General features: G+C 60.6%; 27 protein-coding genes. 6 read left to right on the top strand and 21 right to left on the bottom strand.

All coding sequences use genetic code 11. The features are described from left to right. Window positions 1-68 precede the first annotated feature (68 nt). Both AC1DYF_RS36230 and AC1DYF_RS36225 read left to right on the top strand, forming a co-directional pair. Window positions 69-2,228: a putative bifunctional diguanylate cyclase/phosphodiesterase gene (locus AC1DYF_RS36230; RefSeq protein WP_477883229.1), complete on the top strand. Its 2,160-nt coding sequence runs from the start codon at window positions 69-71 to the stop codon at window positions 2,226-2,228. A gap of 272 nt (window positions 2,229-2,500) precedes the next feature. Further along, window positions 2,501-4,180, top strand: coding sequence for a diguanylate cyclase (locus AC1DYF_RS36225; RefSeq protein ID WP_477883263.1), 1,680 nt, complete (start codon window positions 2,501-2,503; stop codon window positions 4,178-4,180). Between the two features lie 6 nt (window positions 4,181-4,186). On the opposite strand, the gene AC1DYF_RS36220 is transcribed toward AC1DYF_RS36225, so the two are convergent. Together AC1DYF_RS36220 and AC1DYF_RS36215 are read right to left on the bottom strand one after the other, a co-directional pair. Continuing rightward, entirely contained in the window at window positions 4,187-4,525 is a 339-nt protein-coding gene (locus AC1DYF_RS36220; RefSeq protein WP_477883228.1) for a hypothetical protein, read from the bottom strand. Next, window positions 4,509-4,973 (bottom strand): hypothetical protein, encoded by a 465-nt coding sequence (locus AC1DYF_RS36215; protein WP_477883227.1) that lies wholly within the window; start codon window positions 4,971-4,973, stop codon window positions 4,509-4,511. Before AC1DYF_RS36215 ends, AC1DYF_RS36220 begins: the two co-directional genes overlap by 17 nt. 236 nt (window positions 4,974-5,209) lie before the next feature. Here AC1DYF_RS36215 and AC1DYF_RS36210 point away from each other — a divergent pair, with 236 nt between their 5' ends. After that, the gene (locus tag AC1DYF_RS36210) at window positions 5,210-5,980 is read left to right on the top strand and encodes a hypothetical protein (protein WP_477883225.1); all 771 of its coding nucleotides are present in this window, start codon (window positions 5,210-5,212) and stop codon (window positions 5,978-5,980) included. Window positions 5,981-6,532: 552 nt separating this feature from the next. Here AC1DYF_RS36210 and AC1DYF_RS36205 read toward each other — a convergent pair. The 5 genes from AC1DYF_RS36205 to AC1DYF_RS36185 all read right to left on the bottom strand — a co-directional run bounded on the left by AC1DYF_RS36205 (window position 6,533) and on the right by AC1DYF_RS36185 (window position 9,100). Next, window positions 6,533-7,774, bottom strand: coding sequence for an SGNH/GDSL hydrolase family protein (locus AC1DYF_RS36205; protein WP_477883223.1), 1,242 nt, complete (start codon window positions 7,772-7,774; stop codon window positions 6,533-6,535). A 3-nt stretch (window positions 7,775-7,777) separates the two neighbouring features. After that, the gene (locus AC1DYF_RS36200) at window positions 7,778-7,954 is read right to left on the bottom strand and encodes a hypothetical protein (protein WP_477883221.1); all 177 of its coding nucleotides are present in this window, start codon (window positions 7,952-7,954) and stop codon (window positions 7,778-7,780) included. Between the two features lie 12 nt (window positions 7,955-7,966). Beyond that, window positions 7,967-8,200, bottom strand: a complete 234-nt coding sequence (locus AC1DYF_RS36195) for a spike base protein, RCAP_Rcc01079 family (protein ID WP_477883261.1) — start codon at window positions 8,198-8,200, stop codon at window positions 7,967-7,969. 83 nt (window positions 8,201-8,283) lie between these two features. Beyond that, on the bottom strand, window positions 8,284-8,502 hold the full coding sequence (locus AC1DYF_RS36190) for a hypothetical protein (RefSeq protein WP_477883220.1): 219 nt from the start codon (window positions 8,500-8,502) through the stop codon (window positions 8,284-8,286). A gap of 28 nt (window positions 8,503-8,530) precedes the next feature. Continuing rightward, entirely contained in the window at window positions 8,531-9,100 is a 570-nt protein-coding gene (locus tag AC1DYF_RS36185; RefSeq protein WP_477883218.1) for a hypothetical protein, read from the bottom strand. Between the two features lie 87 nt (window positions 9,101-9,187). On the opposite strand from AC1DYF_RS36185, the gene AC1DYF_RS36180 reads away from it, so the two are divergent. Both AC1DYF_RS36180 and AC1DYF_RS36175 read left to right on the top strand, forming a co-directional pair. Beyond that, window positions 9,188-9,547 (top strand): hypothetical protein, encoded by a 360-nt coding sequence (locus AC1DYF_RS36180; protein ID WP_477883216.1) that lies wholly within the window; start codon window positions 9,188-9,190, stop codon window positions 9,545-9,547. 25 nt (window positions 9,548-9,572) lie between these two features. Then, window positions 9,573-9,902 (top strand): hypothetical protein, encoded by a 330-nt coding sequence (locus AC1DYF_RS36175; RefSeq protein WP_477883214.1) that lies wholly within the window; start codon window positions 9,573-9,575, stop codon window positions 9,900-9,902. On the opposite strand, the gene AC1DYF_RS36170 is transcribed toward AC1DYF_RS36175, so the two are convergent. Further along, a complete protein-coding gene (locus tag AC1DYF_RS36170; RefSeq protein WP_477883212.1) occupies window positions 9,899-12,112 on the bottom strand; it encodes a hypothetical protein in 2,214 nt (737 codons plus the stop codon). The genes AC1DYF_RS36175 and AC1DYF_RS36170 overlap by 4 nt on opposite strands. A gap of 500 nt (window positions 12,113-12,612) precedes the next feature. Here AC1DYF_RS36170 and AC1DYF_RS36165 point away from each other — a divergent pair, with 500 nt between their 5' ends. Further along, window positions 12,613-12,807, top strand: coding sequence for a DUF805 domain-containing protein (locus AC1DYF_RS36165; protein ID WP_477883210.1), 195 nt, complete (start codon window positions 12,613-12,615; stop codon window positions 12,805-12,807). A gap of 149 nt (window positions 12,808-12,956) precedes the next feature. Here the strand turns inward: AC1DYF_RS36165 and AC1DYF_RS36160 are convergent, their stop codons facing one another. The 13 genes from AC1DYF_RS36160 to AC1DYF_RS36100 form a co-directional block, all read right to left on the bottom strand. After that, the gene (locus AC1DYF_RS36160) at window positions 12,957-14,228 is read right to left on the bottom strand and encodes a phage tail tip lysozyme (RefSeq protein ID WP_477883207.1); all 1,272 of its coding nucleotides are present in this window, start codon (window positions 14,226-14,228) and stop codon (window positions 12,957-12,959) included. Beyond that, complete coding sequence (locus AC1DYF_RS36155) at window positions 14,228-14,518, bottom strand: hypothetical protein (RefSeq protein ID WP_477883205.1); 291 nt, start codon at window positions 14,516-14,518, stop codon at window positions 14,228-14,230. Before AC1DYF_RS36155 ends, AC1DYF_RS36160 begins: the two co-directional genes overlap by 1 nt. 1 nt (window position 14,519) lies before the next feature. Further along, on the bottom strand, window positions 14,520-15,950 hold the full coding sequence (locus AC1DYF_RS36150; RefSeq protein ID WP_477883203.1) for a tail fiber domain-containing protein: 1,431 nt from the start codon (window positions 15,948-15,950) through the stop codon (window positions 14,520-14,522). A gap of 4 nt (window positions 15,951-15,954) precedes the next feature. Further along, on the bottom strand, window positions 15,955-16,419 hold the full coding sequence (locus AC1DYF_RS36145) for a hypothetical protein (RefSeq protein ID WP_477883201.1): 465 nt from the start codon (window positions 16,417-16,419) through the stop codon (window positions 15,955-15,957). After that, complete coding sequence (locus AC1DYF_RS36140; RefSeq protein WP_477883199.1) at window positions 16,419-18,032, bottom strand: hypothetical protein; 1,614 nt, start codon at window positions 18,030-18,032, stop codon at window positions 16,419-16,421. Before AC1DYF_RS36140 ends, AC1DYF_RS36145 begins: the two co-directional genes overlap by 1 nt. Then, window positions 18,029-18,628, bottom strand: a complete 600-nt coding sequence (locus AC1DYF_RS36135; RefSeq protein ID WP_477883197.1) for a phage adaptor protein — start codon at window positions 18,626-18,628, stop codon at window positions 18,029-18,031. The genes AC1DYF_RS36140 and AC1DYF_RS36135 overlap by 4 nt, the downstream gene beginning before the upstream one ends. Then, window positions 18,625-19,227: a phage adaptor protein gene (locus AC1DYF_RS36130; protein ID WP_477883195.1), complete on the bottom strand. Its 603-nt coding sequence runs from the start codon at window positions 19,225-19,227 to the stop codon at window positions 18,625-18,627. Before AC1DYF_RS36130 ends, AC1DYF_RS36135 begins: the two co-directional genes overlap by 4 nt. Before the next feature lie 434 nt (window positions 19,228-19,661). After that, window positions 19,662-19,988, bottom strand: a complete 327-nt coding sequence (locus AC1DYF_RS36125) for a hypothetical protein (RefSeq protein WP_477883193.1) — start codon at window positions 19,986-19,988, stop codon at window positions 19,662-19,664. After that, a complete protein-coding gene (locus tag AC1DYF_RS36120) occupies window positions 19,985-20,158 on the bottom strand; it encodes a hypothetical protein (RefSeq protein WP_477883191.1) in 174 nt (57 codons plus the stop codon). Before AC1DYF_RS36120 ends, AC1DYF_RS36125 begins: the two co-directional genes overlap by 4 nt. Window positions 20,159-20,222: 64 nt before the next feature. Continuing rightward, a complete protein-coding gene (locus AC1DYF_RS36115; RefSeq protein WP_477883189.1) occupies window positions 20,223-20,651 on the bottom strand; it encodes a hypothetical protein in 429 nt (142 codons plus the stop codon). 13 nt (window positions 20,652-20,664) lie between these two features. Then, the gene (locus AC1DYF_RS36110; RefSeq protein WP_477883187.1) at window positions 20,665-21,660 is read right to left on the bottom strand and encodes a DUF5309 domain-containing protein; all 996 of its coding nucleotides are present in this window, start codon (window positions 21,658-21,660) and stop codon (window positions 20,665-20,667) included. Between the two features lie 30 nt (window positions 21,661-21,690). Then, window positions 21,691-22,647 carry a hypothetical protein gene (locus tag AC1DYF_RS36105; protein WP_477883185.1) on the bottom strand — a complete coding sequence of 319 codons (957 nt, stop codon included), beginning with the start codon at window positions 22,645-22,647 and terminating at the stop codon, window positions 21,691-21,693. Window positions 22,648-22,690: 43 nt separating this feature from the next. Beyond that, window positions 22,691-22,924, bottom strand: coding sequence for a hypothetical protein (locus tag AC1DYF_RS36100; protein ID WP_477883183.1), 234 nt, complete (start codon window positions 22,922-22,924; stop codon window positions 22,691-22,693). Window positions 22,925-23,259: the final 335 nt, after the last annotated feature.

Below are 23,259 nucleotides of genomic sequence, written 5' to 3'. Positions count from 1 at the left end.
TTCCAGGGATGCCGATGGCAACAATTTTAACGGATCGGGCGCCTATTATCCGCAAAAAGGGGAATTTTATGATAGAAATTTCTAATATTCATAATGGCTTAGACGTAAATCCGTGGCGATCCGTCGGCCGATCCTCTCTGGCGCTGGCGCTCTGCGACCGGCAGTGGCGGATCACCGACATCACCGAGGGCTTCGCAATGCTGCTTTGCTTCCGGCAGGACGAGATCGTCGGAAGAAACCTCGACGATGTGTTCGAACTGCCGGGCCTGCGCGTGATGAACGGCGACGCGCCTCTCGATCTCGGCCTGCGCAGCTTTCGCAAAGCGGATGGCGCTGGTCTCTGGCTGACATTGCAGACGAGTCCGGCAGAGGATGGCTGCTTCGTCCAGATCACCGATGTCGGCGCACTGATCCATGAGCGCGATACGCTGGCCTATCAGGAAAGCATCTGGCGCCACGCCATGAAGGCGGCCGGCCACGGCGTCTGGGAATATAATGCGCTGACCGATGCGCGGTTCTATTCGGAGGAATGGCGCAAGATCCGCGGCTTTCCGCCCGAGGGCGAAATCTGCGACACGATCGATGTCTGGGAAGAGCGCGTGCATCCCGATGACATCGCTGACGTCATGGAGCATGTCCGTGCCCACAATGCCGGCGAGATCGACCGGTTCGACTTCGAATATCGGGAGCAGCGGCTCGACGGCAGATGGATATGGATTCTCGCGCGCGGCCGCGCCGTCGCCTGGGACGGCAATGGCGTACCGACGCGGCTGATCGGAACCGATATCGACATCACCGAGATGAAGGAGGAGGAAAGGCGCCGTGCCGAAGAGGTTGCCGCGGCGCACCGCCAGCATGTGGCCGAACTTGCCGAGGCACATGCCGCCGCCGAAGCTGCGCATCAGGTGGCCGATATCATGGCGCGCAAGGATCCGCTGACCAGCCTGGCAAACCGACGGGTGTTTGTCGAGGAAATCTCATGCCGGATCAGCGTCGAGGCCGGGCCTGACGAGGGCTGCGCCGTCCTGCTTGTCGATCTCGACCGTTTCAAGCCGATCAATGACGGACTGGGTCATGCGGTCGGCGATTTCGTCATCCGGCAGGCGGCGGCGCGGCTGGAAGCAGCGGCCTTCGGCGGTGCGCTCGTCGCCCGCATGGGCGGGGACGAATTCGGGCTGGTCATGCCGATTGCCGATGCGGGAGAGGCTGCAAAACAGGCGGTTCGCCAGGCGCGCGCGCTGATCGAGGCGCTCGGGGTGCCGATTCCCCTGGGGGATATCGACGCCGATGTCGGCGCCAGCATCGGCATTGCGCTTTATCCCGAGCATGGCACGGATGCCGAGACGCTCGTCCGTCATGCCGACATCGCCATGTACAATGTCAAGCAGAACGGCCGCGGCTTTGCCCAGATCTATTCCCCCGATGTCGGGCGCGATGCGGAAGCACGGGCACGGCTGGTGGCGGATGTCCGGCGCGCCGTCGCCGAGGAGCAGATCGAACCCTATTTCCAGCCGATTGTCGATATCAGAACCGGCGCGGTGTCGAGTTTCGAGGTCCTGGCCCGCTGGACGCATCCGCAATTCGGCCCGATCGCGCCCGATCGTTTCCTGCCGATCATCGAACAGGCGGGCATGATGAGCCAGTTCTCCATCTATATGCTGCGCCGGTCCTGCCTGGCGGCGGCTCAGTGGCCCGCCCATATTCCGGTCGCCGTCAATATTTCGGCCGACGAGGTCTGCGATCCGGCGCTGCCGCTGCGTATCCTGGCGGTGCTGTGCGAAAGCGATTTTCCGGCCGAGCGCCTCAGTATCGAGATCACCGAACAGGCGCTGGTCAAGGATTTCTCCCGGGCGAAAAAAGTGGTTTCGGCGCTCCGCGGCGTCGGCATCAAAGTCCTGCTCGACGATTTCGGCACCGGCTATTCCGGCCTCGGCTACCTGCGCGAACTTGAATTCGATTGCCTGAAAATCGACCGCTCCTTCGTTGCTTCGGTGGCCCGGCAGCCGGAAAGCGAAAAGATTGTCGATGCCATCCAGATCCTGGCGAGGAGCCTCAACATCCGGACCGTCGCCGAGGGGGTCGAGGATGCGGAAACGCTGGCGATACTGGCCCGGATGGGATGCGACCTGGGCCAGGGCTATTTCTTTGCCAGGCCGATGCCGCAGGAAGAGGCCGGTCAACTGGTCTGCGGCAAGGCTGCCAGGCCGGCGAAAGTGACCACCGCATAGGGACGCCTTCGAGCGCCCTGAACCTTTGACTTTATCCGCACGGGTGGCCGCCACCGCCGTAATCAATCCTGCTCGCTTGAGCAAAAGCGTGTCGCGCGAAAGTGGTCAGCGGTTTCGGCAGACATGGCGAGAGCACCGGGCGGCGCATCCTCGAGATCGCAATGTGCTTCGGCATCGCCGATAGAAACGTCGGGACAGCCCGCCGGCGAGACGCAATAAGGACCGGCTTTTCGGAAGTTTTGTTGTCCGTTTGCATCATTGTTAAACTTCTGATGCTATCGGTATCCAAAAGACCAACGTTGGCGCTCACGATGCAAGTTGTTGATACTGAGGCAATTTCTCAAAAGTCAGATTTCAGCTTGGAACAGGCGTGGCGCCTTGGATGCACAGGCCGCTCCGTCGAGGCACTCGCACTTGCCGGCCAAATTCTCAACCATGCCATGGCGTGCGGCGACGACCGGCTCGCCGCGCGATGCGACACCGATATGGCCTGGTACTGTTTTCAAATCGGCAAAGCCGAACTTGGACTGACGCATGTCCGCCGGGCGGTGGATTTTTGGAAAGCGAGCGGAGAGCTTGCTGAGGAAGCTTTTGCCCGAGCCTATTTCGGCTGGCTGCTCCTGGAACTGGGCCTGGCGGACGAAGCCATCGAAGAGGCCACCCGTGCGCTCGATCTGGCGGACCGGAGCGCAGACCCGAAAGCACAGAGCCTCGCCACCAATGTCATCGGCATCATCTTCTGGTGCAACAAGCAACCGGAGCGGGCGATCTTCATGTGCGAGAGGGCCGTCGAGCTCGCCAGGTCGATCGGCGACAAGACCTTTGAATGCTGGTGGCTGATCAATCTCGGCGGTGCGCATTCGGAAGGCGGCTATATCGCGCAGGCGCTCGGCCAGCCCGAGGAAGGCCACCAGAAGCTGATCATAGCGCTGGAACTGACCGATCAGGCGCTCGACCTCGCCATCGAGATCGGCGACAGCTGGGCAGCCCGCCTCTGTCTCGGCAACAAAGCCGATTACCACAATCACCTCGGCGCCTATGACGAGGCGCTGCAGTGCATGCTGCGTTACCAGCTGTTTCAGGAGAACAGCTATCTCCGCGACAGGCAGCAATATCTCTATACAATGGGCGAGATCTACAACGGTTGCGGAAAATTCGAAGAAGCCCGTGTGCTGCTGATCGAGGCGGAGGCGCTGATCGACGAGGGCGGCAGTTTCGATTCCGGCATCCAGATCTATCTCTACCTGTCGCAAGCCCATGAGGGTCTGGGGTATTTCGATCTGGCGCTGGAGGCGCATAAGAAATACCATCAGGCCTATCTGCGCCACAGTGCCGAGAAAACCCAGCAACGCGCCCGGCTCGCCGAGATCTACTATGAAACCAGGCGGTTCAAGCAGGTCGCCGAGACGGAATCGAAGCGCGCCGATACGCTGGAAGTCTCCTACCAAAAACTGCAGGAGCAGACCGACATCCTCGCCAATGCCGTTTACCTGGATGCACTGACCGGGCTCTATAACCGCAAATTCCTCGACAGCCGCTTCAAGGAGCTGGCGTCCGAAAAGCGTCCCTATTGCATCGCCATGCTGGATGCGGATCACTTCAAGTCGATCAACGACAATTTCTCTCACATGATCGGCGACCAGGTCCTCAGCGCCATCGGAACTATATTGCGCAACGAGGTTCGACCGACCGACCAGGCCATCCGCTTCGGCGGCGAGGAATTCGTCGTTCTCATGGCGGGCACGCCGCGAGCCGCCGCCGATGTCTGCGAGAGGCTGCGTTCGGCCGTGGAGCACTGGGACTGGTCGGAAATCTGCAACGGACTGAAGGTCACGATCAGCATAGGCGTCGCCGGCACCCCGTCCGCCAGCTCCCCAAACGCGATTTTGGAGATCGCCGACCAGAACCTCTACACGGCGAAAAAAAGCGGCCRCAATCGGGTCGTGGCGTAACGGACCCTATCCCCGCCGCACCTCGCGCTGAATGCGCATCTCCTCGCGCACGCGGTCGAGCTCGATCGCCATGTGATCGAAGGTCTTGGCCAGGTCCTTGCCGGTCTCCAGCATCTCTTCCATCACATCCGTCTGCTTGGACACCGCAGCAGTCAGCGCATTGAGCGCAGAGGGATCAAGCACCACGGCAGCCACCTGTGCCGCCGCCACCTCCCGTCCCGGATCGCCCTCCCTGCCCTTCAATATGCCGCGCCAGGAGACGCCGATGACCGCGGCGAGCACAGCGGCGAAGGCGACCGCCGCCGGCGCCGGCAGGTGGCCGACAAACTCAATGAGTTCTTCCATAATTTTCTCCGACATCGTGAGCGGCGCGATAGGCGTTGACGAGCTCGACCAGCACGAAGGGCGGGTAAATGGCGAGCCAGGTGCTCACAATTCCGGAAAGCATGTAGCAATAGGATATGCCGAAAAAGATCAGGCAGCCGCAGGCGGCCGACAGCATGCGGATGTGAGGCGTGACGTTTTGCCGGGCGCCGTTGACGATCAGCCCGGCGATGCGCATGAGGCCCAGGACCAGCATGCCGGCGCCGAGATAGTCTTCGCTGCCGAAGACCGAGCGAAAGCCGGAAAAGGCCGGCTCGTTGAAGGCACCGCCGGGCAGCAGGATCACCACGCCCCACAGTGCGGTGATGAGGGCCAGCAGCCATTCGGTCAAGCGCGTGCGGAACCGGTGCTGGATACGGGTCCAGATGCCAGGCCACAGGTATCCTCTCGCGAGGGGATGTTCAGTCATTTGCTGCCCGCACTCCTGAGATGATCGGCGTCGACGGTTTCCACGGCAATATCTCCTGCCGCTGATTGGGAATGAAAAAAGCCGCACTAGTTGGCGGCTGTTTTTGTGGTTATTGCGGCTGAATTGTCTGCTTTTTGGCTGGCAGGAAGCCAGCTTACCTGGTTGAAAAAAGATTCATACCATATACGATGCCGTGCGCCGCGCCTTTGTCGAACGCACAAAATCGAGGTATCATAGTGCAAGACTTCAAGGATAAATTCGCTTCTCCAGCAAAGATGCTTGATTGGGCGCAAACAGATCTTCTAGAGATCGATAAGCTTTGGCAGAAGTATGGCGCTGAGCATCCTCCGAAATACCTGAACGAACTCCATCCTATCGACAAAATCACACGCCTTTACGTCGAGACAGAGGCTCCATTGCCTGAGAGAATAACGCAGTTGGTGCACAGCGCATCAACGAGTATCAGGCACGGTTTTGACCAAGCTTTCCATTTATTGGTATCCCATCGTAATGGAAAAGCGCCAAAAAACGCTCATTTTCCTTGGAGAGCATCCTATCCAGATCTAAAGCGATACTTGGAAAAGTTCGAAGTTGATGGCGAGCCGTTTGACTTCATAGCGGAGACTATTCGTCCATATTGGACTGAGGATGGGCGCGAAGGAGACGATCTAGCGCGCGATTTTGCTGCCGATATAAATGACAGTAAGCACGTCATGATAGCTTCGATCGACGCGCAGGTAGAATCCAAAGATCTTGAGATCAAATTCAAGAAGGCCGGGAACGCCATAGTGCACATCATGCAGCCTTCTACGAAAGTTCGCGATGGCAAATATATGATTCTGACAGTCGACAAAAACAGCGCGCCCATAAGCATTGCTGTCCATAACGTCTTTTATCTGGCCTTTGGCAATGGACGGTTGAGCAGAAAGCCACTGGCCCCTACGCTTCGACATTGTCTCGCCAAGGCAAAAACAACTCTGGAAAAATTCGAAGATTATTGCCGATAGAGTGTCTTAGGCGACTTGGGGAAATAAGTGGAGCGCCTTTCGGTAGCAGGCAGTCTCCACGCGGCTTTCTAAGTTAAAATTCGATGCAGTTATTCCTCGAAATTTCCTTAAGTCGGCAAAATGACATCCGGGTTGATTGGAACCAAGTGGAAACCAGAAGCTTCCAAAAGCTCCAGGGCCTCGGCCGCTAGATCTTCTGTTGGCTCGTCCTCAATCCGGCTGCCTTGGAACATCAATAATACATTGATGATCGCCTCGATCTGTTGACTACTCCACCTCATAACTGCTGCCTTTCAGATCTGAATTGAGGCCACCGATGCCTTAACACTAAGAGCTCGATCACTGGTATACTGTGAACGCTCGGAACATTTTCTCACCGCATTGCCGCAAGCTGCAGAGCTACGCGCATCTCGTCCATCTGGTAGATCACCATCATGTCCGGATAGTTAGTGAGCCACAAATGTCTCGAGCGCGGTGTCGGCCGGCCCATCAAGCAACCGGACGGATTGGCGTCATGCGCCGGATTGATCCTTTCGATACCTATATTCGTCCTCAAGACTGCCGCTTATCAATCGCCAAATGCCGCCAGTTGATCGTGGCGCTCCCCGCCCCCGAAAAGTAGTGATTGAACCGCACCGTCCAAAAACTCCGCGTTCCCGGCTGGATGATCACTGGCATATAGTAATCCAGCGTCTCTGTGATATCGCCAGGCCCAGCTGAACCAAATCCCGTCGTCGCGGCGGTGAGGCACGAATAGTCGGCGTTGTTCGGGACGTTGGTCGTTTGATTATACGAAGACCAAAACTCCGCCGAAACCAGGTTCGCGGCACCGGACGTGATCGTCGCCTGCGCATAGAGATCGAAAATATCGCCGGGACTGTCATTGCCGGCGCTGATGTCCATGATCACGCGGGCGCGCCCGGCCTGGGTTGCCGTCAGCGACAGCGTCAGGTCGTTGGTGCCGTCGGCATTGGCCGCGGTGCCCATGACGCCGCTGATGCCGGTATCCAGCGCGGTGTTGGTCACGCCCGCCGGTGCGGTGCCGGTGAATGATCCCTTCGTGCCGCCGGTCGTTGTCAAAAAACCCGGATTGCTGAACAGCTGCAATCCCAGCGATGGCGTCTCGCCACCGAAGACTTTGCGCGTCGGCAGCGCCGGGACAAGCGGCGAGATGAAGGCGGTAAAGGCGCGGCCGACCGGAACGGCGGCGTTGACCAGATAGTGCGTTCCGTCCGCCGAGTAGCCGCTCTTGAACGCGATCGACGTGGTCGTCAGATCGAGAATGACGGCCGCGAGATCGAAGCAGAGGACCGAACCATTGGCGCGCGAACGCGCCGCATAGGCCTTGACGAGAGAATTGTAGCGCTGGAATGCGGCGCGGGCGGAAGTGCTGCCATTGAGCCCGGTCGAGCCCGGATCGGTCACCAGAATGACCGTCATTCCAGCGGCAATGAATTGTTCGCAAGCCGGTTTGACAATATTGATGAACGGATCGCTGGCGGCATTGAGGGTGATATCGTTGACGATCCCGAAAATCATCACGAACTTGGCGTCGGAGGCGATCGCCTGGTTGATATTGGCCTGCGCCAGATATTGGTCGGAGCGATAGCCCGATGTCGCATTGTTGCCGACAATCCTGAGCCTCTGCCCCATCCGGGCATTGGCCTGGTTGAGCCAATGCATCGCGCTGAATTGAAATTGCGTCGTCACGTCGGTGAAGGCGTTGGCCTGCCGGCTGTCGCCGATCAGCCAGATATGATTGGGGTGTCTCTGTGCCGCATCCCAGGTGGTCATGGATCAATTGCTCCGTAAGATGAGAACCGGCCCGCGCGCGTTCAAAACGCTGGTTCCATTCTGTGTGACGAATTCCCAATGCAGGCCCGCCGGTGCGGGAAAGGGCGCAGAGGCCGCAGCGCCGACCACGCCCACATTCGACGACACGCCGACGCCGGCGCCGAGAGAAATAGCAGCCATCAAAAATCCCCCTCAGTAGAGCGCGACGATATCGCTGGCCGACGTATTGGTGCTGGCCACGCCGCCGGTGCGGATGGGAAGGACGGAGCCGCTGGCGGCATTCTTGAATGTCACCGCATTGCCGTCCGCGTCATAGACGACGACATTGCCGCCGGTACCGATATAGAGCGCGCGCGCCAGGCCGAAACTGAATGCTGCGGCATCTGTCGGCGTCACGGCGGCGAACTGCAGCGCCGGAGCGCTGATATCGCTGTCCTTTCTGCCGTGCTTTTAAGAAGGCGATGCACGCGCCGGCGCGCCGAAACGCGCCGGCGGAGTTCCGGGCCGGTTTACTTCTGGACGGACGGCTGGGACGCGATGAGGCCGCCAAGGCCGTCGCGCGCGACATTGATGCCGAGCTTGATGACGCTGGATGCGAGCACCAGGCCGCCGGCGATCTTGCCGGCAGTGCCGGTGGAGGCGCCGATCGAAGTCCAGTCGAAGGTCAGCAGCGAACCGAGGATGACCTGGGCGACGTTGAGGAGATTGTGCATTGCATTGCTGTTCATGATGCTTCCTTTCTGGAGGGAGTTGAAATCAGACCGCCGCCTCCAGCGCGGCGAGAAACTTTTTCGCGTGCGCCGCGATGTCGTTGGCGCGATCGAGGCCGTTGATGATTTTGCGGGCGTTCACCCAGTCGGCCTTGGCGCCGGCGAAGACGTCCGAGAGCTTCCTGCCGGTGAACATGCCGGTCTTCATGCCGACGAAGAGGATCTTGACCGCCGTCCGCGGATCGAGCGCCTTGTCGGGATCGTCGGCGAGGCCGAATTTCTGGTAGTTCGCATGGCCGGTGATCTGCACCAGGCCGCGGCCGCGGTATTTGAAACCGTCGCCATCGGCCGCCGGCGTGTTGCCGAGGCGCTTGGCCAGTTCGCCCGTGTCGTACTTGTCGAAGTAATGGACGCCGCCGAATTCAGTGATCGGCTGCATATGCTGCGCCGTTTCATGAAAAGCCGTGGCAAGCATGTAGGCCAGCCAGCGGTTATCCGTCAGCCCTTCGGCGTCCCATTCATCAAGGATTGCGTCGATGCCGTCGACTTGGGACTGTGTCAGGTGATTGGCAAACAGCGATGTGCGCACGCTGGCGAAGAAGTTCGCGCGGTTCATGATGTCAGTCCTTGTTGATGGTGACGGAAGCCGCTCGACTTCCAAATGAGGTTGTGCTTGATGCCCTCGGATGAAGCAGAGGCAGCCATGAAGAGATTTTCGATCGCTACTTTAGCTCTATTGCCGGTGTTGACCGGGTGCAAAGGCACGCCCGTGGGTGACGCCATTATTGGCCAGAAAAAGCTTGCAGCGATGGACGACCAATACTGCCGCTCCATTGGAGCAAAGCCAGGATCTGATGCCTATGTGCAATGCCGAATGTTTCAGACCACCCAACGAGAGCAGAGCCACAGGTTGGCGTTTCAGCATGCCGGCGTCGGGCTGCAGAACATAGGCGCCAATATGCAAATGCAGGCCGCAATGAACCGGCCGCGGTCCTGCACGACGACGGCAAGTAGCACGTTCGTCAATGGAACGCCTACACGCTTCGATACGACATGCTATTGATTTTCGCTGCAAAGGGAGTGTGACGATGGCAGAACAACCGATCAGAATGAGCGCGATGAGCAAGCCAAAAAAAGTCAAGAACAGCGCAGGGCCACCCCTCTATGTCGACACGATCACAGAATCTGTCATTTCGAACGGCACGCTGCTGTTATCTTTCGGTGCCGTATTCCAGGATATGGGCGCGGATCCGGAAATAGAGGTTGCTTGTCGGCTCAGGCTCAATTTGGCGACGGCGCAACAACTCCATCAATTGCTCGGACATTGCGTTAGCGGAATGGAGCGGCGAGTACCTGCGCCGCAGTCGACACCACAAGAACCGCCACCAGAGGCACCAAAAAAGAGCCGATCGAATTAGCTTTTTACACCGTAAAGAGTAAAAGTCCCGGCAGTGAAAGTCGCTCCACTGAGCGGCTGAAGCTTGATCGCATTGTCTGCCTCCGCCGCTGCTCGGCCCGAGTCGGTCACTGATACGCTAACGGACGGCCCACTCGTTGTGCTTGACCAAGCCCCATCAGCCGCCAGATTCGCATAGGTAGCCATGTTGGAGTCTCCGAGGCCAAAAAGGTCGATCTCGCTAGAACTGTGTTGGAATGTGGAGTTCGCGCCGCAGATACTGAAAGTGATCAGAGAATTTCGCGAAGCGCCTGCCGAACTTCGGTAATCTCCAGACGTGTTGTGAAATGTTGATCCACTATCCGTCGAGCAATAAATGCTACAGCCATCCTGCGTCGCCACAGCGTTGCTCGCCACGTTCTTGGCAATCAGAATGAACTTTTCATAACCGGATGACGGTATGCTGCTAAACACCACCGAAGAACCGGATGCTGCCGCGCTGCTAATCTTCATATAGCTGCTAGGCCCAACCACCCCCTGAACAAAGGCCGTGGTCGCGACAGCTGTGCTGTTGTCTGTTCCGGTCGGCGTCGGCGCCGTGGGCGTGCCAGTCATCGCTGGTGATGCCAGCGTCTTGTTCGAGAGCGTTTGCGACGTCGAGACGTCGGCGATCTGGTTGCCGTTCCAATTCAGCCCAGTCGACGCGTTGAAATTGATCGTGCCGCTGGCGTTCGTGCCGTCCCACAGGCCGATATTCCAGAGGTTGGCCGTGGACGCCTTGTTAAAGGCCAGCATGGGCTTGCCGGTGGCCCAATCGGTCGGCTTCAACTCAAGATAATCAGTCGCTGTGGTCGCTGTATTCAGACTGAAGATTTGCAAACCCGTATAGGTGGGCGTGCCTGCAATCGTGCCCGTAATCGAGCCGCCGGAATGCGTCTTGTTGGTCAGTGTCTGCGCGACATCCGTCCCCACGATCGTCGTATTGGCGTCCGGGACCGTCAGAACCCGCTTGGTGCTGGTGGTTATGCCCTGCAATTCGAAGATCATCTGCTTGGTGTTGTCGCCATTGTCGAAGAACACGGTGGAGATGTCTTCCAGCGATTTGTTTCTCAGCACCTGCCCGGAAACAACATCGACAAGAGAAGCGTCATTCCATGTCAATGTCGGGGAATGGATATCGATGATACTCCCCGCATTCCCGGCCCCATCGTCGATCTGCAGCTGCCATTTGCCGGGCGTAGCTGTCTTGATCCAGTCGAGATTGGGCTTACCGACACCCCGGTCGGTGGGAAACAGGCTCAGATAGGTCGTTGCCGTCGAGGCATCACTGGCAGAGATTTTTTGCCTGCCGGAATAGGCCGGCGTACCGCTGAACGTGCCGATAAGTGCGGCAGCATTGATGGTCGGCGAGGTCAGGGTCTTGTTTGTCAGCGTCGCCGGAGTATTGACGCCGACGAAGGCGTCGTTGCTGTCCGGAACGTTCCAGACGCGCGTCGCGCCGGGCGTCAGACCCGACAACTGGATCTGGAATTGCCTCGTATTGTCGCCTTCATCCTGGAACGTGGTGGTGCTGTCCTGCAGCGTGATCACCGGCCGCGTCAGCGTGACGGTTCCGCCGAAGGTGAATGATCCGGAAATCGTGCCGGAAAAGCTGCCGCCGCTGATGGTCTTGTTGGTCAGCGTCTGGGCGACATTGGTGCCGACCAGGGTCGTCGTCGCGTCCGGAACCGACAGCACGCGCGTATTGCCGGGCGTGATCGGCTGCAGTTCGAAGATCATCTTCTTGGTATTGTCGGCCGCCTCGACGAAAACGGTCGTGTTGTCATCGAGGTTCTTGTTGGTCAGGGTCTGGGTGGCCGTGGTCCCGACAAACGTGTCCGAGGTGTTCGGGAACGTCCAGGTTCGCGTCGCACCCGTGGCGACGCCCGAGACCTGGAACTGCACTTTCTTCGTGCCGTCGGTCTCGTCGACGATGAAGGTCGTGGCGTCCTGCAGGCTCTTGTTGGTCAGCGTCTGGACGGCGTCCTTGTCGACGAAATTGGCGACGCCGAGATTGGTTCGTGCTTCGGTGACCGTGGTCGCGCCCGTGCCGCCGGCCGTGACCGGCCGCGCCGCATTGGCGTCGGTCACCAGGTCGTCGACGAAGGTGTTGTACGGCACCGACTGGATCGTCTGGCCGGACACGGCTTTCGTGCCGGCAGGTTCGGAGTAGACTCCGCCTGTACGGGGCATAAGTTACCTCACTGGGTTCGAATGTTCGCGGGATCAATGCTGTGGCGCTGCCCAGCGTTGGATCGAAAGACGGTGGACAATCGCACGGATTTCAGGGCAGGCTTTCCATGCCACCGCCGGCAATTGACCCGGTGACATTGGCGCCTGCCATAGCGCGTCAATGAACAGATTGCCGGAAGGCGAGCCCATCGGCTTGCGGCACGCATCGACGTCAGGGACACGGAAGCAGCGCGAGCGAGAATGTCGGCATCGGACAGAGCCTTCCACTCGTCAGCATATTTTCCTGCATCCCCCGTGACCGGCGACGATCAGCATCCCTCGGCCGAAGACGGCATTTGCGACAAACCGCACGAATGACCGGCGTTCCGGAGTTTTTCCCCTTGCAGCCAAGCCGATCAACTGCTGTCCACAGAAGCATGGAAGCCGCGTGTGCCACGGCGATTTACATTTTCGAATTTCGCCCGATAGTGGCTTGCAACTGACGACAGAAGGAGAATCGCGTGGGTAGCTTGAGCATCTGGCATTGGCTGATTGTTCTGATCATGTTGGCCATCTATCTGGTCCCGGCGGCCAAGATCGCTTCGAAGGCAGGCTATTCCGGATGGTGGTGCCTGATCATGATTGTTCCCCTGGTCAATCTGGTCATGCTCTGGGTGTTCGCCTTCAGCAGCTGGCCGGTTGAACGGCGGCCGTAGCAGCTCGACCTGGATTGCCGTTCAGCCATGGCTCATTTCGTCTCCATATTGAGGAGTCGCTGCTTTTTGGCCGGCGTCATGCGGTTCCACAAGGCAGGATTCATGGCCGTGTGTGCGTTGTTCAGACCCCGCGTCTGAGATGTTGTCTGCTACGGGTTGGCCGGGCTCGTCTGATCGTTCGGCAGTTGCCCGCCCCGCGGCCCATAGAGCATCTGTTTCTCACCAGTCTGGGGGTCGACCCTGTAAATGGAGCCATCGTTACCCTTGACGATCTCCCACTTGGGCTGCGGGTGTTCCAGCGCCTTGACCTCGACCTGGCTCTTCCGCAGGGCCAGCTGATGCTCCGGGTCGGTATTCTGCATCTGCTGGGTGATGATCGCCTGGACGAAGGTTTTCTGTTCGGCGGTAAGCCCGGGGTTAAACAGCGCTTGGATCAGGCGCGGATCGACGCCGGCATAGGGGTTCGTCGGTTGGCGCAGCGTCTGCGTCGTCGACAGGGCATTGTCGGCGGACTGGAGAGGATTGTCCGTAGTGGCCCCCGGCGTCTGAGACGAAGTCTGGCCCGGCACTGCAGCATCGTTGGTCTGGGATTTCTGCAGGAAGGCATTGGCCATCTGCAGGCGCCGCGCCGTTTCACCGCCCGGTCGGTCATGCCCCCTGAAGCGCCAGGCATTGTTCATCAGGCTTTGCGCCTCGTCGACGCTCCCAGCATTCTCAAGCGCCGCGGTCAGCTTCGGGTTTTCGCCGAGGAAGAATTCGGCCTGTGTTTGCGGGCTGATTGCACCTGGCTTCTCGCCCTTGGCCGCCGCATAGGCATAAAGATTCTTCAGCCGGTCATTGCGCCAGGACATGATGCCGCCGGCCGTTCCCGGCGCATTGCCGGCGCCGGGGTCATTCCATGTGCGGTTGGCATTATCAGGCGAGAACCTGCTTTCGGCATTTGCCGTCGATGCCACGGCGGCCAGCGCATAGGGGTTGGTCAGCCCGTTCCTCACCGTGCCCATGAAGCTGTTGTAGATGTCGTTCGCATTCAGTCCCGCCATGGAGGACGGGGCATAGTCCGGATTCGCGGCACGGTCGGCATTGCGCGCGTTCGCCATGGTGCCGGGGACCGAGGGCACGGACGTGCTGTTCGGAACCGACGTCATGGCAGCATCCGGCAGGGTGCCGGACCTATTGCCCGGCAAGAACGGCTGCAGCGATTCCGTTCCGCTCTTGTGCTCGGCATCTTCAGCCTTGTTGTCGCGATAGCGCGCATAGCCGAGCGCCAGTCCCGACAGGATCGATCCAAGCCCGCCCAAAGCGGTCGTCGGCGGATGGCCGAGGATCTGCGCCGCGATCGAATCCTGAACCGCGCGCCGGCGGGCCAGCGTTTCCGGCGTCTCGCCGGTCTTGCCACCGAAAATATAGTCGAAAGCCATCAGTAGAGCCCGCCATTGTTGTTGCCGGTGAAGAGATTGCCGAGACCGGTGAGGAAGGACGGCTGCGCGCCGCCCGGCGCCTGGGGAAACTGGCTGTCCTGCTGGCGCTGCTGCCATTGGCCGATGCCGGCCAGAAGCTGCCCCACGCCGCCCGCGGCCGTGGTCGCCGGCTGCCCGAGGATCTGCTGCGCGAACTGCTGCTGGAGCGCCCGGCGCCGCGCGTCAGGCGTCATCTGGCCCTGGTTCTGACTTTGGTTCAGGGGGGCCTGCGGATAAAAGATATAGCCCATGTCACGCCCCCGCTGCGAAGAGCTTGCCGTAGTTGACGCGCTTGATGCCGTCGTGGCCGGTGATCACCGCATCCGGCCGCTTCTTCTCGACCTCCTGCGCGATCACGCCCAGGTGACGCTTGCCGTCGTCGAGCTTACCGCGCATCGAATATTCGTAGAGGCCCATGCCGTCAGCGGTGCCGACACGCTTGATGTCCTTCTTGGCCCGCCTGTCGGAGAGCTGGAACAGGCTGCCGATGCCGCCGAGCAGCTGGCCGATGCCGGCCTGGTCCTGCTGGTAGGCGGCCAGCTTGTCCTTGTAGGCGTCGTTGACGATCCCGGCATAATCGACATTGGCGATCTGCCCTGGATTGGTGTTGACGAAATTCGGGCTCTGCACCTGCGCGCCGCTCATCAACGATGTGATTTCGTTGATGTTCTGGTTGCGGTTCGCGTATTGCTCGTTCAGATAATTCGCCCGCGCCTGGTCCATGGCATTGCCACGGGTGAGGCGAGCGTTGAACGACTGGTCCTGGAGCGCGTTGTTGGCCGATGTCTGGGCATTCTCATCCGCATACATCTGCTGCTTGCCGGTATTTTTGAAATTCGCGCTCTGCAGGTTCTGCGAATATTGCTGCGCCTGGGCAGCGTTGCGGAACTGCGCCTGTTGCTCCGCAAGGCCGGCAATACGCGATTGCTCTTGGCCGGCATTCAGGATCGCGCCGTAGCGCGCGTCGTTTTCCTTCTGCCCCTGCTGCTGGAAGGCGCGGTTATAGGCTTCCGAGCCTGGCTGAAGGCCCTGGTTGACCAGCTTTGCGTTGAGCGCGTCCGAGTCCTGCTGAAGCTGGGGGTTCATCCGCGCAAGCAGCGCATTGGCATAGTCATTGGTGTTGAAATCGACTTTGTAATTGTCCTGGACGTTGCCGGCGTCTGGAACGCTGGTCTGAAGCTGTGGGCCTTGCTGATAGCTCTTGTAGTTCGGCAGGTTGAGATTCGTGGGGTCCCAGGCGTCCGGTGCCTTGTCGAGGTTGATTTGCTTGCCGAGGATGTCGCCGAGATTGGCGGACTCCTGTCTCGCTAATTTCGCGAGATTGTTCTCTGCGTTCTGTTCCTTGTTAAGGGTATCCTGCTGGGTATCGTTGAGCGTTGTCGTCGCCGTAAAGGTTGGCACCTGATAGCCGGTGAGCTTCGACCAGCCGGCGTCATCCTTGTGCGAGTCGCCAAGGACGTATTGGTCGGAAGCGCCCTTGACGCCCTTCTGCATATAATAGGTCTGCCCGTTCGGGTCGTTGACGAAGTTTTGCCCGGTCTGGGCATAGGTCAGATTGCCGTAGGGCGTGATCTGATTCATATTCCCGAGATAGGTGTTGCCGATCGCCGTCGACAGGTTCGTCTGCGTCTGCGCCGCGGCCGTCTCTTGCGGGTCCGGCGGTTGGGGGGCTGAGCCGTACATGAAGCTACCTTTCCATTGCCCACTGCGCGACCGTCTCGGAAGACGTCGCATGACAGATTTCGAAATAATCGTCGGACGCGGCCTTGGCATGCGCCAGCCCTCCAGTGATCGACGCCACCGCCGTCACCAGCGATCCGACCGCCTCGCGAAACACGAAGCCGAATTGCCGCTTCATCGCATTGTGCGAGCTGCGCCACTCGTCGCTCTGCTGCCATTGCACGATGATCACATCCATCAGCGGCCCGAGCGCCGCGGCATGGGCGACGAAGAATTCGTTGCGCGGCAGTACCACCAAGGCGCGGTGTAAGAGCCAGCCCATATTGCGCTGCCGGTTTTCATCCTCGTCGATGATGTCGTCCGCCAGCCGGGCGAGCTCCGCCATCTGGGCGAGGAAATCCGCCGCCGATGCATTGCCATTGGCCCAGCGCAGGAAGGCCGCCATGCGCGCCGTCTTGTCATCTGAAAGCATCAGGCGCTCGCCTCGCCAACGGCCGCCTGCAGCATGCCGATATCCGCCGTGATCGCCAATTTCTGCCCTCCGGCGGATTGGATGACGCAGCCCACTGCAAGGAAATCGCCGCTCGCCCGCACATTCTGCCGGAAGCGGTAGAGCGCATGGCCGGGTGCGGAATCCCACACAGCCGTGTCCCACAGGCCGGCATCCCAGGTCGACGAATCCGTCTCCGCCTCGTTGGTGTCGGCCGGCGTCGGATAGGCGATGTCGAAATCCGCCTTGGCGAACAGTTTGACCGAGATCGCCGTGGCGCTGATCAGCCGCATCGAGGCAAGCCCGGCGCTGATCCGCTGGCCGAATTTGCTCGGCACGAAGGCGGACAGATAGGCGGCCAGGAAGGGCAGGCCATCGTCGGCGCCGGTCACATCGCCCTGGAACACATTGCCGCCGGAACTGCCGAAGAACAGCGCCCCCTGGAATCGCTCGAAACAGGTGGCGTTCCAGTTGCGGATCACAGACCACTTGCCGGTGATCGCGTTCATCACGAAGGTCGTATCGGCGAAGGATGGACTGGCCGGGAAGGCGACGAAAATCAGGCTCTCCTCGAGCCATTCCGAAATGATCCAGCCGGTCGGCGAATCCAGTGCCGCGGCACGCCAGAGATCATCGATATTCTTCGAGGCCGACACCTGCGACAGTGTCTCGACCCCGCGCGTCAGAGCTTGTGACAGCGGCACCAGCCCGTCGACCGTGCCGATGAACACATCGCCGCCACGCTTCAGCCAAGCATTCTTGCCCAGCGGCTTGCCGACCTGGTAGACGTTCTGCAGAGCGAAGGAGTCGGCACTGGATGGATCTGTGCCGGCAAACACCGCCACCTCCCCTTCCGTCGAGACGAAGCAGCAATATTCGGTCGGGCCGCTGCCGGCGCTTTCCAGCGACCATGAGAAGCCTGTTAGCAGCGAGCCACCCTTCTTCATCGTACCGCCCAGAGGAAACAGCGTCGCCGCGCCGCCGACCGCGGCCACGTCGAGATAATAGGCATCGAGTGTGTTCTTCTTGACGAAGAATTCGCGATTGGCAAACAGCCAGCCATAGCTCAGATCGGCCATGACGGTGGAATCGGTGAATGTGATCGCCGGCGTCGCCGTCCAGGATGTGCCGTTGAACAATTGCCGCGCATTGGCGCCATTGGTGGCGACCAGGTAGGAGCCGCCGGTATTGGTGTGCTGGAACACGCTCCAGTCGCCGCTGGTCTGCCCGGTCACCGAAGCCGAAACGGTCGCCGGCGGTGCCGCCGGTGACGTCATGTCGAAAATCGATGTGGCCGTCGAGGCAAACAGCTTTTCCACCGAGCCGAATTTATAATGCAGCAGCCGCACGATCGGCGCGCCGCCGACGGCGATGCCGTGCTTCTTGCAGCCGCCGCGAATGCGGATCCCGGTCTGCGTCGGAAACCAGTTGGTCAGCACCGAGGCATTGCCCGGGGCTTCCGAAGCGATGTCGATATTGGTCACCAGGCCGCCGATCGGCGCCGGAAACACCATAGGCTGAGACAGCTGCGCCTGGCCCACCGTCACCGGCCCGCGATTGCTCTGCCCGACGCGGCCGGGACGTGGCGTAATCACATCACACCTCCGTCCGCGGCGATTTCCTGGGCCAGATCGGCCTCGAATTCCGCCAGGTTGTCGTCATAGGCGAGCCCCTTCTGCCGCTTCCAGCGCCAGATCATGTTCTTGACCAGCAGCCGCTCAGGGAAGATCGTGGTGTTGTCATCCGCATTGAGGACCTCGATCGGTGTCGAGGCGTTCATCGCCCAGTTGCGCGAGAAATAGTCGAAGACTGCACCGACGGCCGCCGAGGCCGGCGAGAACCATATCTGATTGCCGCGGACGAAATAAAAACCCATGCTCGACGAGGTCGTCTGGATCATCGCCCATTGGCCGGCATCGATCACCGGCCGGATCGGCGAACCGTCTGCGGCGCGCACGGCGCCGGCCGAAGCGACGCGCTGGAAATCCACCGGCAGGTTCGACGGCGACGAGACGATATTGGCCGTCTGCAGCATCGCCTGCCAGTCCGCCCGGCGGGCAATCTCCTGCCCCGCCTCATTGGCAATGGCGAGCATGTTGTAAGCCGCCTCGTCGTGAACACCGACGAGACTGGCGAAGCGATCGAGCGACACGATGTCGCAAACCTCATTGGCGGCAGAGAGCAGCGTCATGGCGTCAGGCCTCCGACAACCACCTGCGCATTGCCCCAGCGCCGGCGCTCGTCCTCGACCTGCAGGCCCTGCAGCGCCAGCCCGAGAAACTGCATCGCCGCCTGCGTCTTGGCCGCATCCTGCGCCGCGATGGCGATTTCGGCGACCACGGCATAGAGATAGACGTCGGGCGCCTTGCTGAGCAGCCAATTGGTCGGATTGGCCGGCGTCAAAGCCGGCAGCCTGCCGAAATAGGTCACCCCCAGATCGCCGGTCGCCTTCGGCCGCACCTTGATCGTCGAACCGACCACCGCATAGCCGGCCGGTGTGCCGGATTGCTCGCGATAGGCATTGACCATCTGCTGCAGGCTCATCGCCCGCAGCGGCACACCGGTCGGCGACAGCACCTGCCGCGCCTCCAGAAAATCGGTAGGCAGCGTGCCATCCCCCTCGGTGATCGTCACCGTGCCCTCGACCTCCATATCGGCCACCCGCAGCGCCCGATTGAGCTTGGTCTCCGCCATGCCGAGATAGCGCGGGAAGACATGGGCGATGTTGGTTCGCGACGCATATTCCGCCGCATCGAGCATCAAGGAGACATAGTCGGTGATTCCGGACATCAGATGCATGCCTTTGCGGGATTGAGCCGGGTGGCTCGAGATTCAGTTTTGTGCATGGGTTTTCGACTTAGAGGTGCCGGGGCGTTGTTGGTGCGCGAAGCGGAATTAGGCCTCGAAGGGTCCGTCGCAACCATAATGCTGGAATGCAGGCAATCGCAGAGGCTGTGATACCCCCCTCTGCCCTCCTGAGCTTTTGTCGAAGGGCGGGCATCTCCCCCTCAAGGGGGGAGATTGGCAGGAGGCGCACACCCCGGCTCAAATATCCGCTGAGAACCGGGCATGAGGCAGCTGTTTTGGGCAGAACGGCGCCCCATCCAATCTCCCCCCTTGAGGGGGAGATGTCCGGCAGGACAGAGGGGGGTATGCCCCAGACGACAACCACGCCGTCCACAAAGCAGAAGACCGCATGAGTTTGAAATCAACGACCAAGCCCCTCAAACCCGCCCGTCCTTGCTCCGCCACGCCCGGTTATCCGCATCATTGAGGAACCGGCTGACAAACCGGTCATCCCCCTCCGCATGCGCCCGCGCGATGCCGCTATCGAAGGCCACATTGAGCGGCACGGAGGCGACATGGTGCCAGTCCCCCGCCCAGCCGGCCGAGGCGATATTGCGCGCCTGCCGGTTGGCGTCGATCACATCGTCGACGCGATAATCGGTGCGGAACACGTCCCGCCCCTCGCCGTCATTCATGTGCCAGACCTGCCGCCCTGTCCGGAAATCATAGTCGAACAGGGTCCAGGCGCCGTCGCGGATGATCATGCCTGGTCGTCGCCCGGCAGCGGATCGGCGCGTTCGGCCTTGCCGTCGGCAATCAGCGCCTTGGCGGCATCGAGATCGGCGTTGAGCACCGTGCCGGCCGGCGTGCGGATATCGTCCTGGAACCAGGTGTCATAGAGAAGCTTGATCGGAATTGTCTTGGATGCGGGCATATGAGCCTCCGTTAAGGGATGTGGAAACGGGCGGAGAACTTTCCGCCCGCTTCGTGTCAGATCATCACACCGTCGACGAGAACGGCGTGGCCTCGGTGCCGGTGGCCGCGCCCCACATCTGCACGGCCCAGAGGCCGGAGGCGACATCCTTGATGAGGATGCGGTCGCCCTTGATGCCGCCGGTCGTGGTGCCGTTCAGGGTGATCGTGTCGTCGGTCGCGCCGGCCTCCCAGGCATTCGAGGTCGAGCCGGAATCGGCCGCCTGCCAGCAGACGCCCTGCATGATGTCGGTCGAATTGGCGACCTTGATCACGTCATTGTTGGAGGTCACCGTTGTGCCGACGATGATCTCGTATTCGTCGCCGCCGCCGGTCGAGGCGGGCAGCGTCACGGTCAGGCCGGCCGCGGCATTGAGCACCAGCGGCGTCTTCATATGCCGGGTGCGGTCGAGCACCACCGAGGCGGTGAGCGAATAAGGCTTGTAGCTATCCATGGTCAGATCTCCCTTACGAGCTGGCGGTCAGGCCGAAGAGGTCGGCGGCGACGCCGAGGCCCTTCTCGTTGCTGACCTTCAGCGTGCCCTCGCCAATGATCACGCCCTTCTCGGCGTCGCCGGTCTTGGCGACATCGTTGTCGTCCTGGATCTTTCTGAGCCAAAGGAAGGAGACGAAGTCGGGATCGAGGAAGAAGGCGTTGCGGGCGACGCCGGCAGCGGCCGCCTGCACCCGGTTCGGCATGATCATCACCTTGCCGAACGGACCTTCATAATAATCGGCGGTGGCGATGATCGTGTTCTTCTCGCCGCCGGAGGAGACGGCATAGCGGAACGACGCCACATTGGTGTCCGACATGAAGGTGACGAAGACGCTCTTCACATAGGGCGAAGTGACGGCATAACGCAGGTTGGCGCCGGAATTGTAGCCCTGCTGCATGACGCTATCGAGGATCGTCTTGGTGAAGGCGCGCTGCGTGCCGTTGGTCGCCGCCACCGTCAGCCCGGTGCCGGAGCTGAAGCCGCCATTGGCGCCGCTGGCGCCGCGCGACACATTGGTGACCAGCCAGGACGGCAGGCCGCCGAGATAGCGTGTCGCGCCGGCCACGGAAGCGGTGTTGGAGACGATGGCGAATTCGATGTCCTTGCGGACTTCGACGCCCTTCTTGGCGCGCTGGTATTTGCGCTTCTGCACATTGCCGGCCTCGGAGACTTCCTCCTGGGTGCCGGAAATGATCCAGTCCTTGCGCACGATCTGGGTATAGTCGCCCATCCGCGCCGGCGGCGTGACGTTGGCAAAGGTATAATCCTCGCCTTCCTCATGCGCATTGGCGCCGGGGGCGGCGAGATCATCGGTTTCCCATTCGGGATGGATCGAAACGCATTTGCCCTTTTCGACCAGCGAATAGATCGGCGTGTCTTCCGGCGTGATGCGGGACACCACGTCGGACAGCTCTTCTCGGTTACCGACCGCACTGGCGGTGGTGAAGGTATTGGCGATAACAGCCATTGCCTATTTTCCTTTGATGGAAGTGTCGGATCAGAAGTCGATCTTGAGCGCGTCGTGGATCGACCCGGTTTGAGACAGCTTTCGCATCGCGTCACGACTTCCTGCAGTCTTGCCCGCCTGCCGCGCCTTGGGCGTGAGCGGCGGGGCATTGTCCAGCTTGCTCATCGCTTTCGCGCGCGCCCGCTCGGCCTCCAGTCCTTTCATGGCCCAATGCATGACCTTGAAATACCGGTGGTCGTTGAATGCGCGCATCTCGTCGGGGCTGAAGCCGAAATCGCCGCCGGTGCTGAACGCATCGGCGAAGAATTTTTCCCGCACGTCCGGCTTTTGAAGCTCGGGAAATGCGTCGACGAGAAGTGCGTTTTCCTGGGCAAGCGTCGCCTGCAACTGTTCAGCCGTCATCTCCCGCGACGCCGTCTTGGTGTCGTTGGCGAAGGACAGGATGGACTGGATCTGCTCGATGCCGGCGTCGAACATCGCCTTGCGGCGGGTATATTCGCCTGGGTCGGTCATCGCCAGATGCCGCGACGGTTCGTCGGGAAGCTGTTCTGCAAGAAATCCGGCGACGGCGTCCACGGATTTGAGGACGCGAGCTGCCGTCGACTCAAGCGATCGGCGCGAATTGCCGAGAGCCTGCGTCTTGTGTCGATAATCCTTGTCCCGCATATAGCCGTGCTTGAGTTCCCCAAGCGTGACCTGCTCGCCGCCTTTCATCAGGATGGGCTGCTTGTCACCGTCATCGGCTTCGTCGGCTTTGTTGGCCCCGGCCTCGCCGGTCGGCTCATCGCCTTCGTCATCGGTCTTCAGGTTTTGCGCCGCCTTTTCCAGGCTGACGGCGTCGTTCCTCTCCTCGCCATCCGGTCGCCAGGCTCCGCCGTTGTCCTCTTCGGGATCGTGGAAATCCAGGCTTGCGGCATCGTCGAGGGAAAGGGTTTGCGATGCACTATCGCTCCCGGCCGAGGCCGGGTTGGCGGTTGCTGTCGTCATGGTCATGTCCTTGGGTTTGGGAGCTTGTCGCTCCGCGCCGGCCCTATGCCGGCGCCTTCTTTCCCTCGACGGCGGATTGAGCCAGGCTCCTGATCCGGTCGCGGAAAAGTCTGATGACGCGGGCCTCGGCGGCCATCACGCGTCGTGTCTCGTCGTCATTGGGCTTCGCATGGATGCAGCGATCGATCGCCGACGTCTCGAGCTCGTCCCAGAGCTGGTTGAACAGCGGCATATCGAGCAGGGCCTGTGCCATGCGCCTGCGTTCGTCATCGGTCATCGAAGTCTCCGGTTGCGGCGCCTATCGCCCGGATCGGCCGCAGAGCTATCGATATGACGCAAAGACCCCTCACGACTTACAAAGTCGAGCCACTGGTCTCGACCCGTCCGTCGAACCCTCACAAGGGGAGCTTAACCCGCGGCTCCGCTGTGTCCTGATTGACGCCGGGAGAGTGCCACGAGTCTTCTCCCCCCTCACATGAGGATTTTGCTGTCAAGGTATGAGTTAGGGATTTCCTGTTTGTTCGACGGGTTGGCCTTCCTGTTCGTCCCGACCTTACGGTTTTGTATGGCATCGCGCGCAGAGCGGGGCAAGGGGGCAAGGGTCGGCCATCG

The sequence above is a fragment of the Rhizobium sp. P2_G9 genome, from assembly GCF_056403475.1.
This window is presented reverse-complemented; position numbering and strand designations above follow the sequence as displayed.

Coding starts and splice junctions, on each gene's coding strand:
- AC1DYF_RS36230 (WP_477883229.1), top strand. CDS start 69: ATGATAGAAATTTCTAATATTCATAATGGCTTAGACGTAAATCCGTGG.
- AC1DYF_RS36220 (WP_477883228.1), bottom strand. CDS start 4,525: ATGGAAGAACTCATTGAGTTTGTCGGCCACCTGCCGGCGCCGGCGGCG.
- AC1DYF_RS36215 (WP_477883227.1), bottom strand. CDS start 4,973: ATGACTGAACATCCCCTCGCGAGAGGATACCTGTGGCCTGGCATCTGG.
- AC1DYF_RS36205 (WP_477883223.1), bottom strand. CDS start 7,774: ATGACCACCTGGGATGCGGCACAGAGACACCCCAATCATATCTGGCTG.
- AC1DYF_RS36200 (WP_477883221.1), bottom strand. CDS start 7,954: ATGGCTGCTATTTCTCTCGGCGCCGGCGTCGGCGTGTCGTCGAATGTG.
- AC1DYF_RS36190 (WP_477883220.1), bottom strand. CDS start 8,502: ATGAACAGCAATGCAATGCACAATCTCCTCAACGTCGCCCAGGTCATC.
- AC1DYF_RS36185 (WP_477883218.1), bottom strand. CDS start 9,100: ATGAACCGCGCGAACTTCTTCGCCAGCGTGCGCACATCGCTGTTTGCC.
- AC1DYF_RS36180 (WP_477883216.1), top strand. CDS start 9,188: ATGAAGAGATTTTCGATCGCTACTTTAGCTCTATTGCCGGTGTTGACC.
- AC1DYF_RS36175 (WP_477883214.1), top strand. CDS start 9,573: ATGGCAGAACAACCGATCAGAATGAGCGCGATGAGCAAGCCAAAAAAA.
- AC1DYF_RS36170 (WP_477883212.1), bottom strand. CDS start 12,112: ATGCCCCGTACAGGCGGAGTCTACTCCGAACCTGCCGGCACGAAAGCC.
- AC1DYF_RS36160 (WP_477883207.1), bottom strand. CDS start 14,228: ATGGCTTTCGACTATATTTTCGGTGGCAAGACCGGCGAGACGCCGGAA.
- AC1DYF_RS36155 (WP_477883205.1), bottom strand. CDS start 14,518: ATGGGCTATATCTTTTATCCGCAGGCCCCCCTGAACCAAAGTCAGAAC.
- AC1DYF_RS36150 (WP_477883203.1), bottom strand. CDS start 15,950: ATGTACGGCTCAGCCCCCCAACCGCCGGACCCGCAAGAGACGGCCGCG.
- AC1DYF_RS36145 (WP_477883201.1), bottom strand. CDS start 16,419: ATGCTTTCAGATGACAAGACGGCGCGCATGGCGGCCTTCCTGCGCTGG.
- AC1DYF_RS36135 (WP_477883197.1), bottom strand. CDS start 18,628: ATGACGCTGCTCTCTGCCGCCAATGAGGTTTGCGACATCGTGTCGCTC.
- AC1DYF_RS36130 (WP_477883195.1), bottom strand. CDS start 19,227: ATGTCCGGAATCACCGACTATGTCTCCTTGATGCTCGATGCGGCGGAA.
- AC1DYF_RS36125 (WP_477883193.1), bottom strand. CDS start 19,988: ATGATCATCCGCGACGGCGCCTGGACCCTGTTCGACTATGATTTCCGG.
- AC1DYF_RS36120 (WP_477883191.1), bottom strand. CDS start 20,158: ATGCCCGCATCCAAGACAATTCCGATCAAGCTTCTCTATGACACCTGG.
- AC1DYF_RS36115 (WP_477883189.1), bottom strand. CDS start 20,651: ATGGATAGCTACAAGCCTTATTCGCTCACCGCCTCGGTGGTGCTCGAC.
- AC1DYF_RS36110 (WP_477883187.1), bottom strand. CDS start 21,660: ATGGCTGTTATCGCCAATACCTTCACCACCGCCAGTGCGGTCGGTAAC.
- AC1DYF_RS36105 (WP_477883185.1), bottom strand. CDS start 22,647: ATGACGACAGCAACCGCCAACCCGGCCTCGGCCGGGAGCGATAGTGCA.
- AC1DYF_RS36100 (WP_477883183.1), bottom strand. CDS start 22,924: ATGACCGATGACGAACGCAGGCGCATGGCACAGGCCCTGCTCGATATG.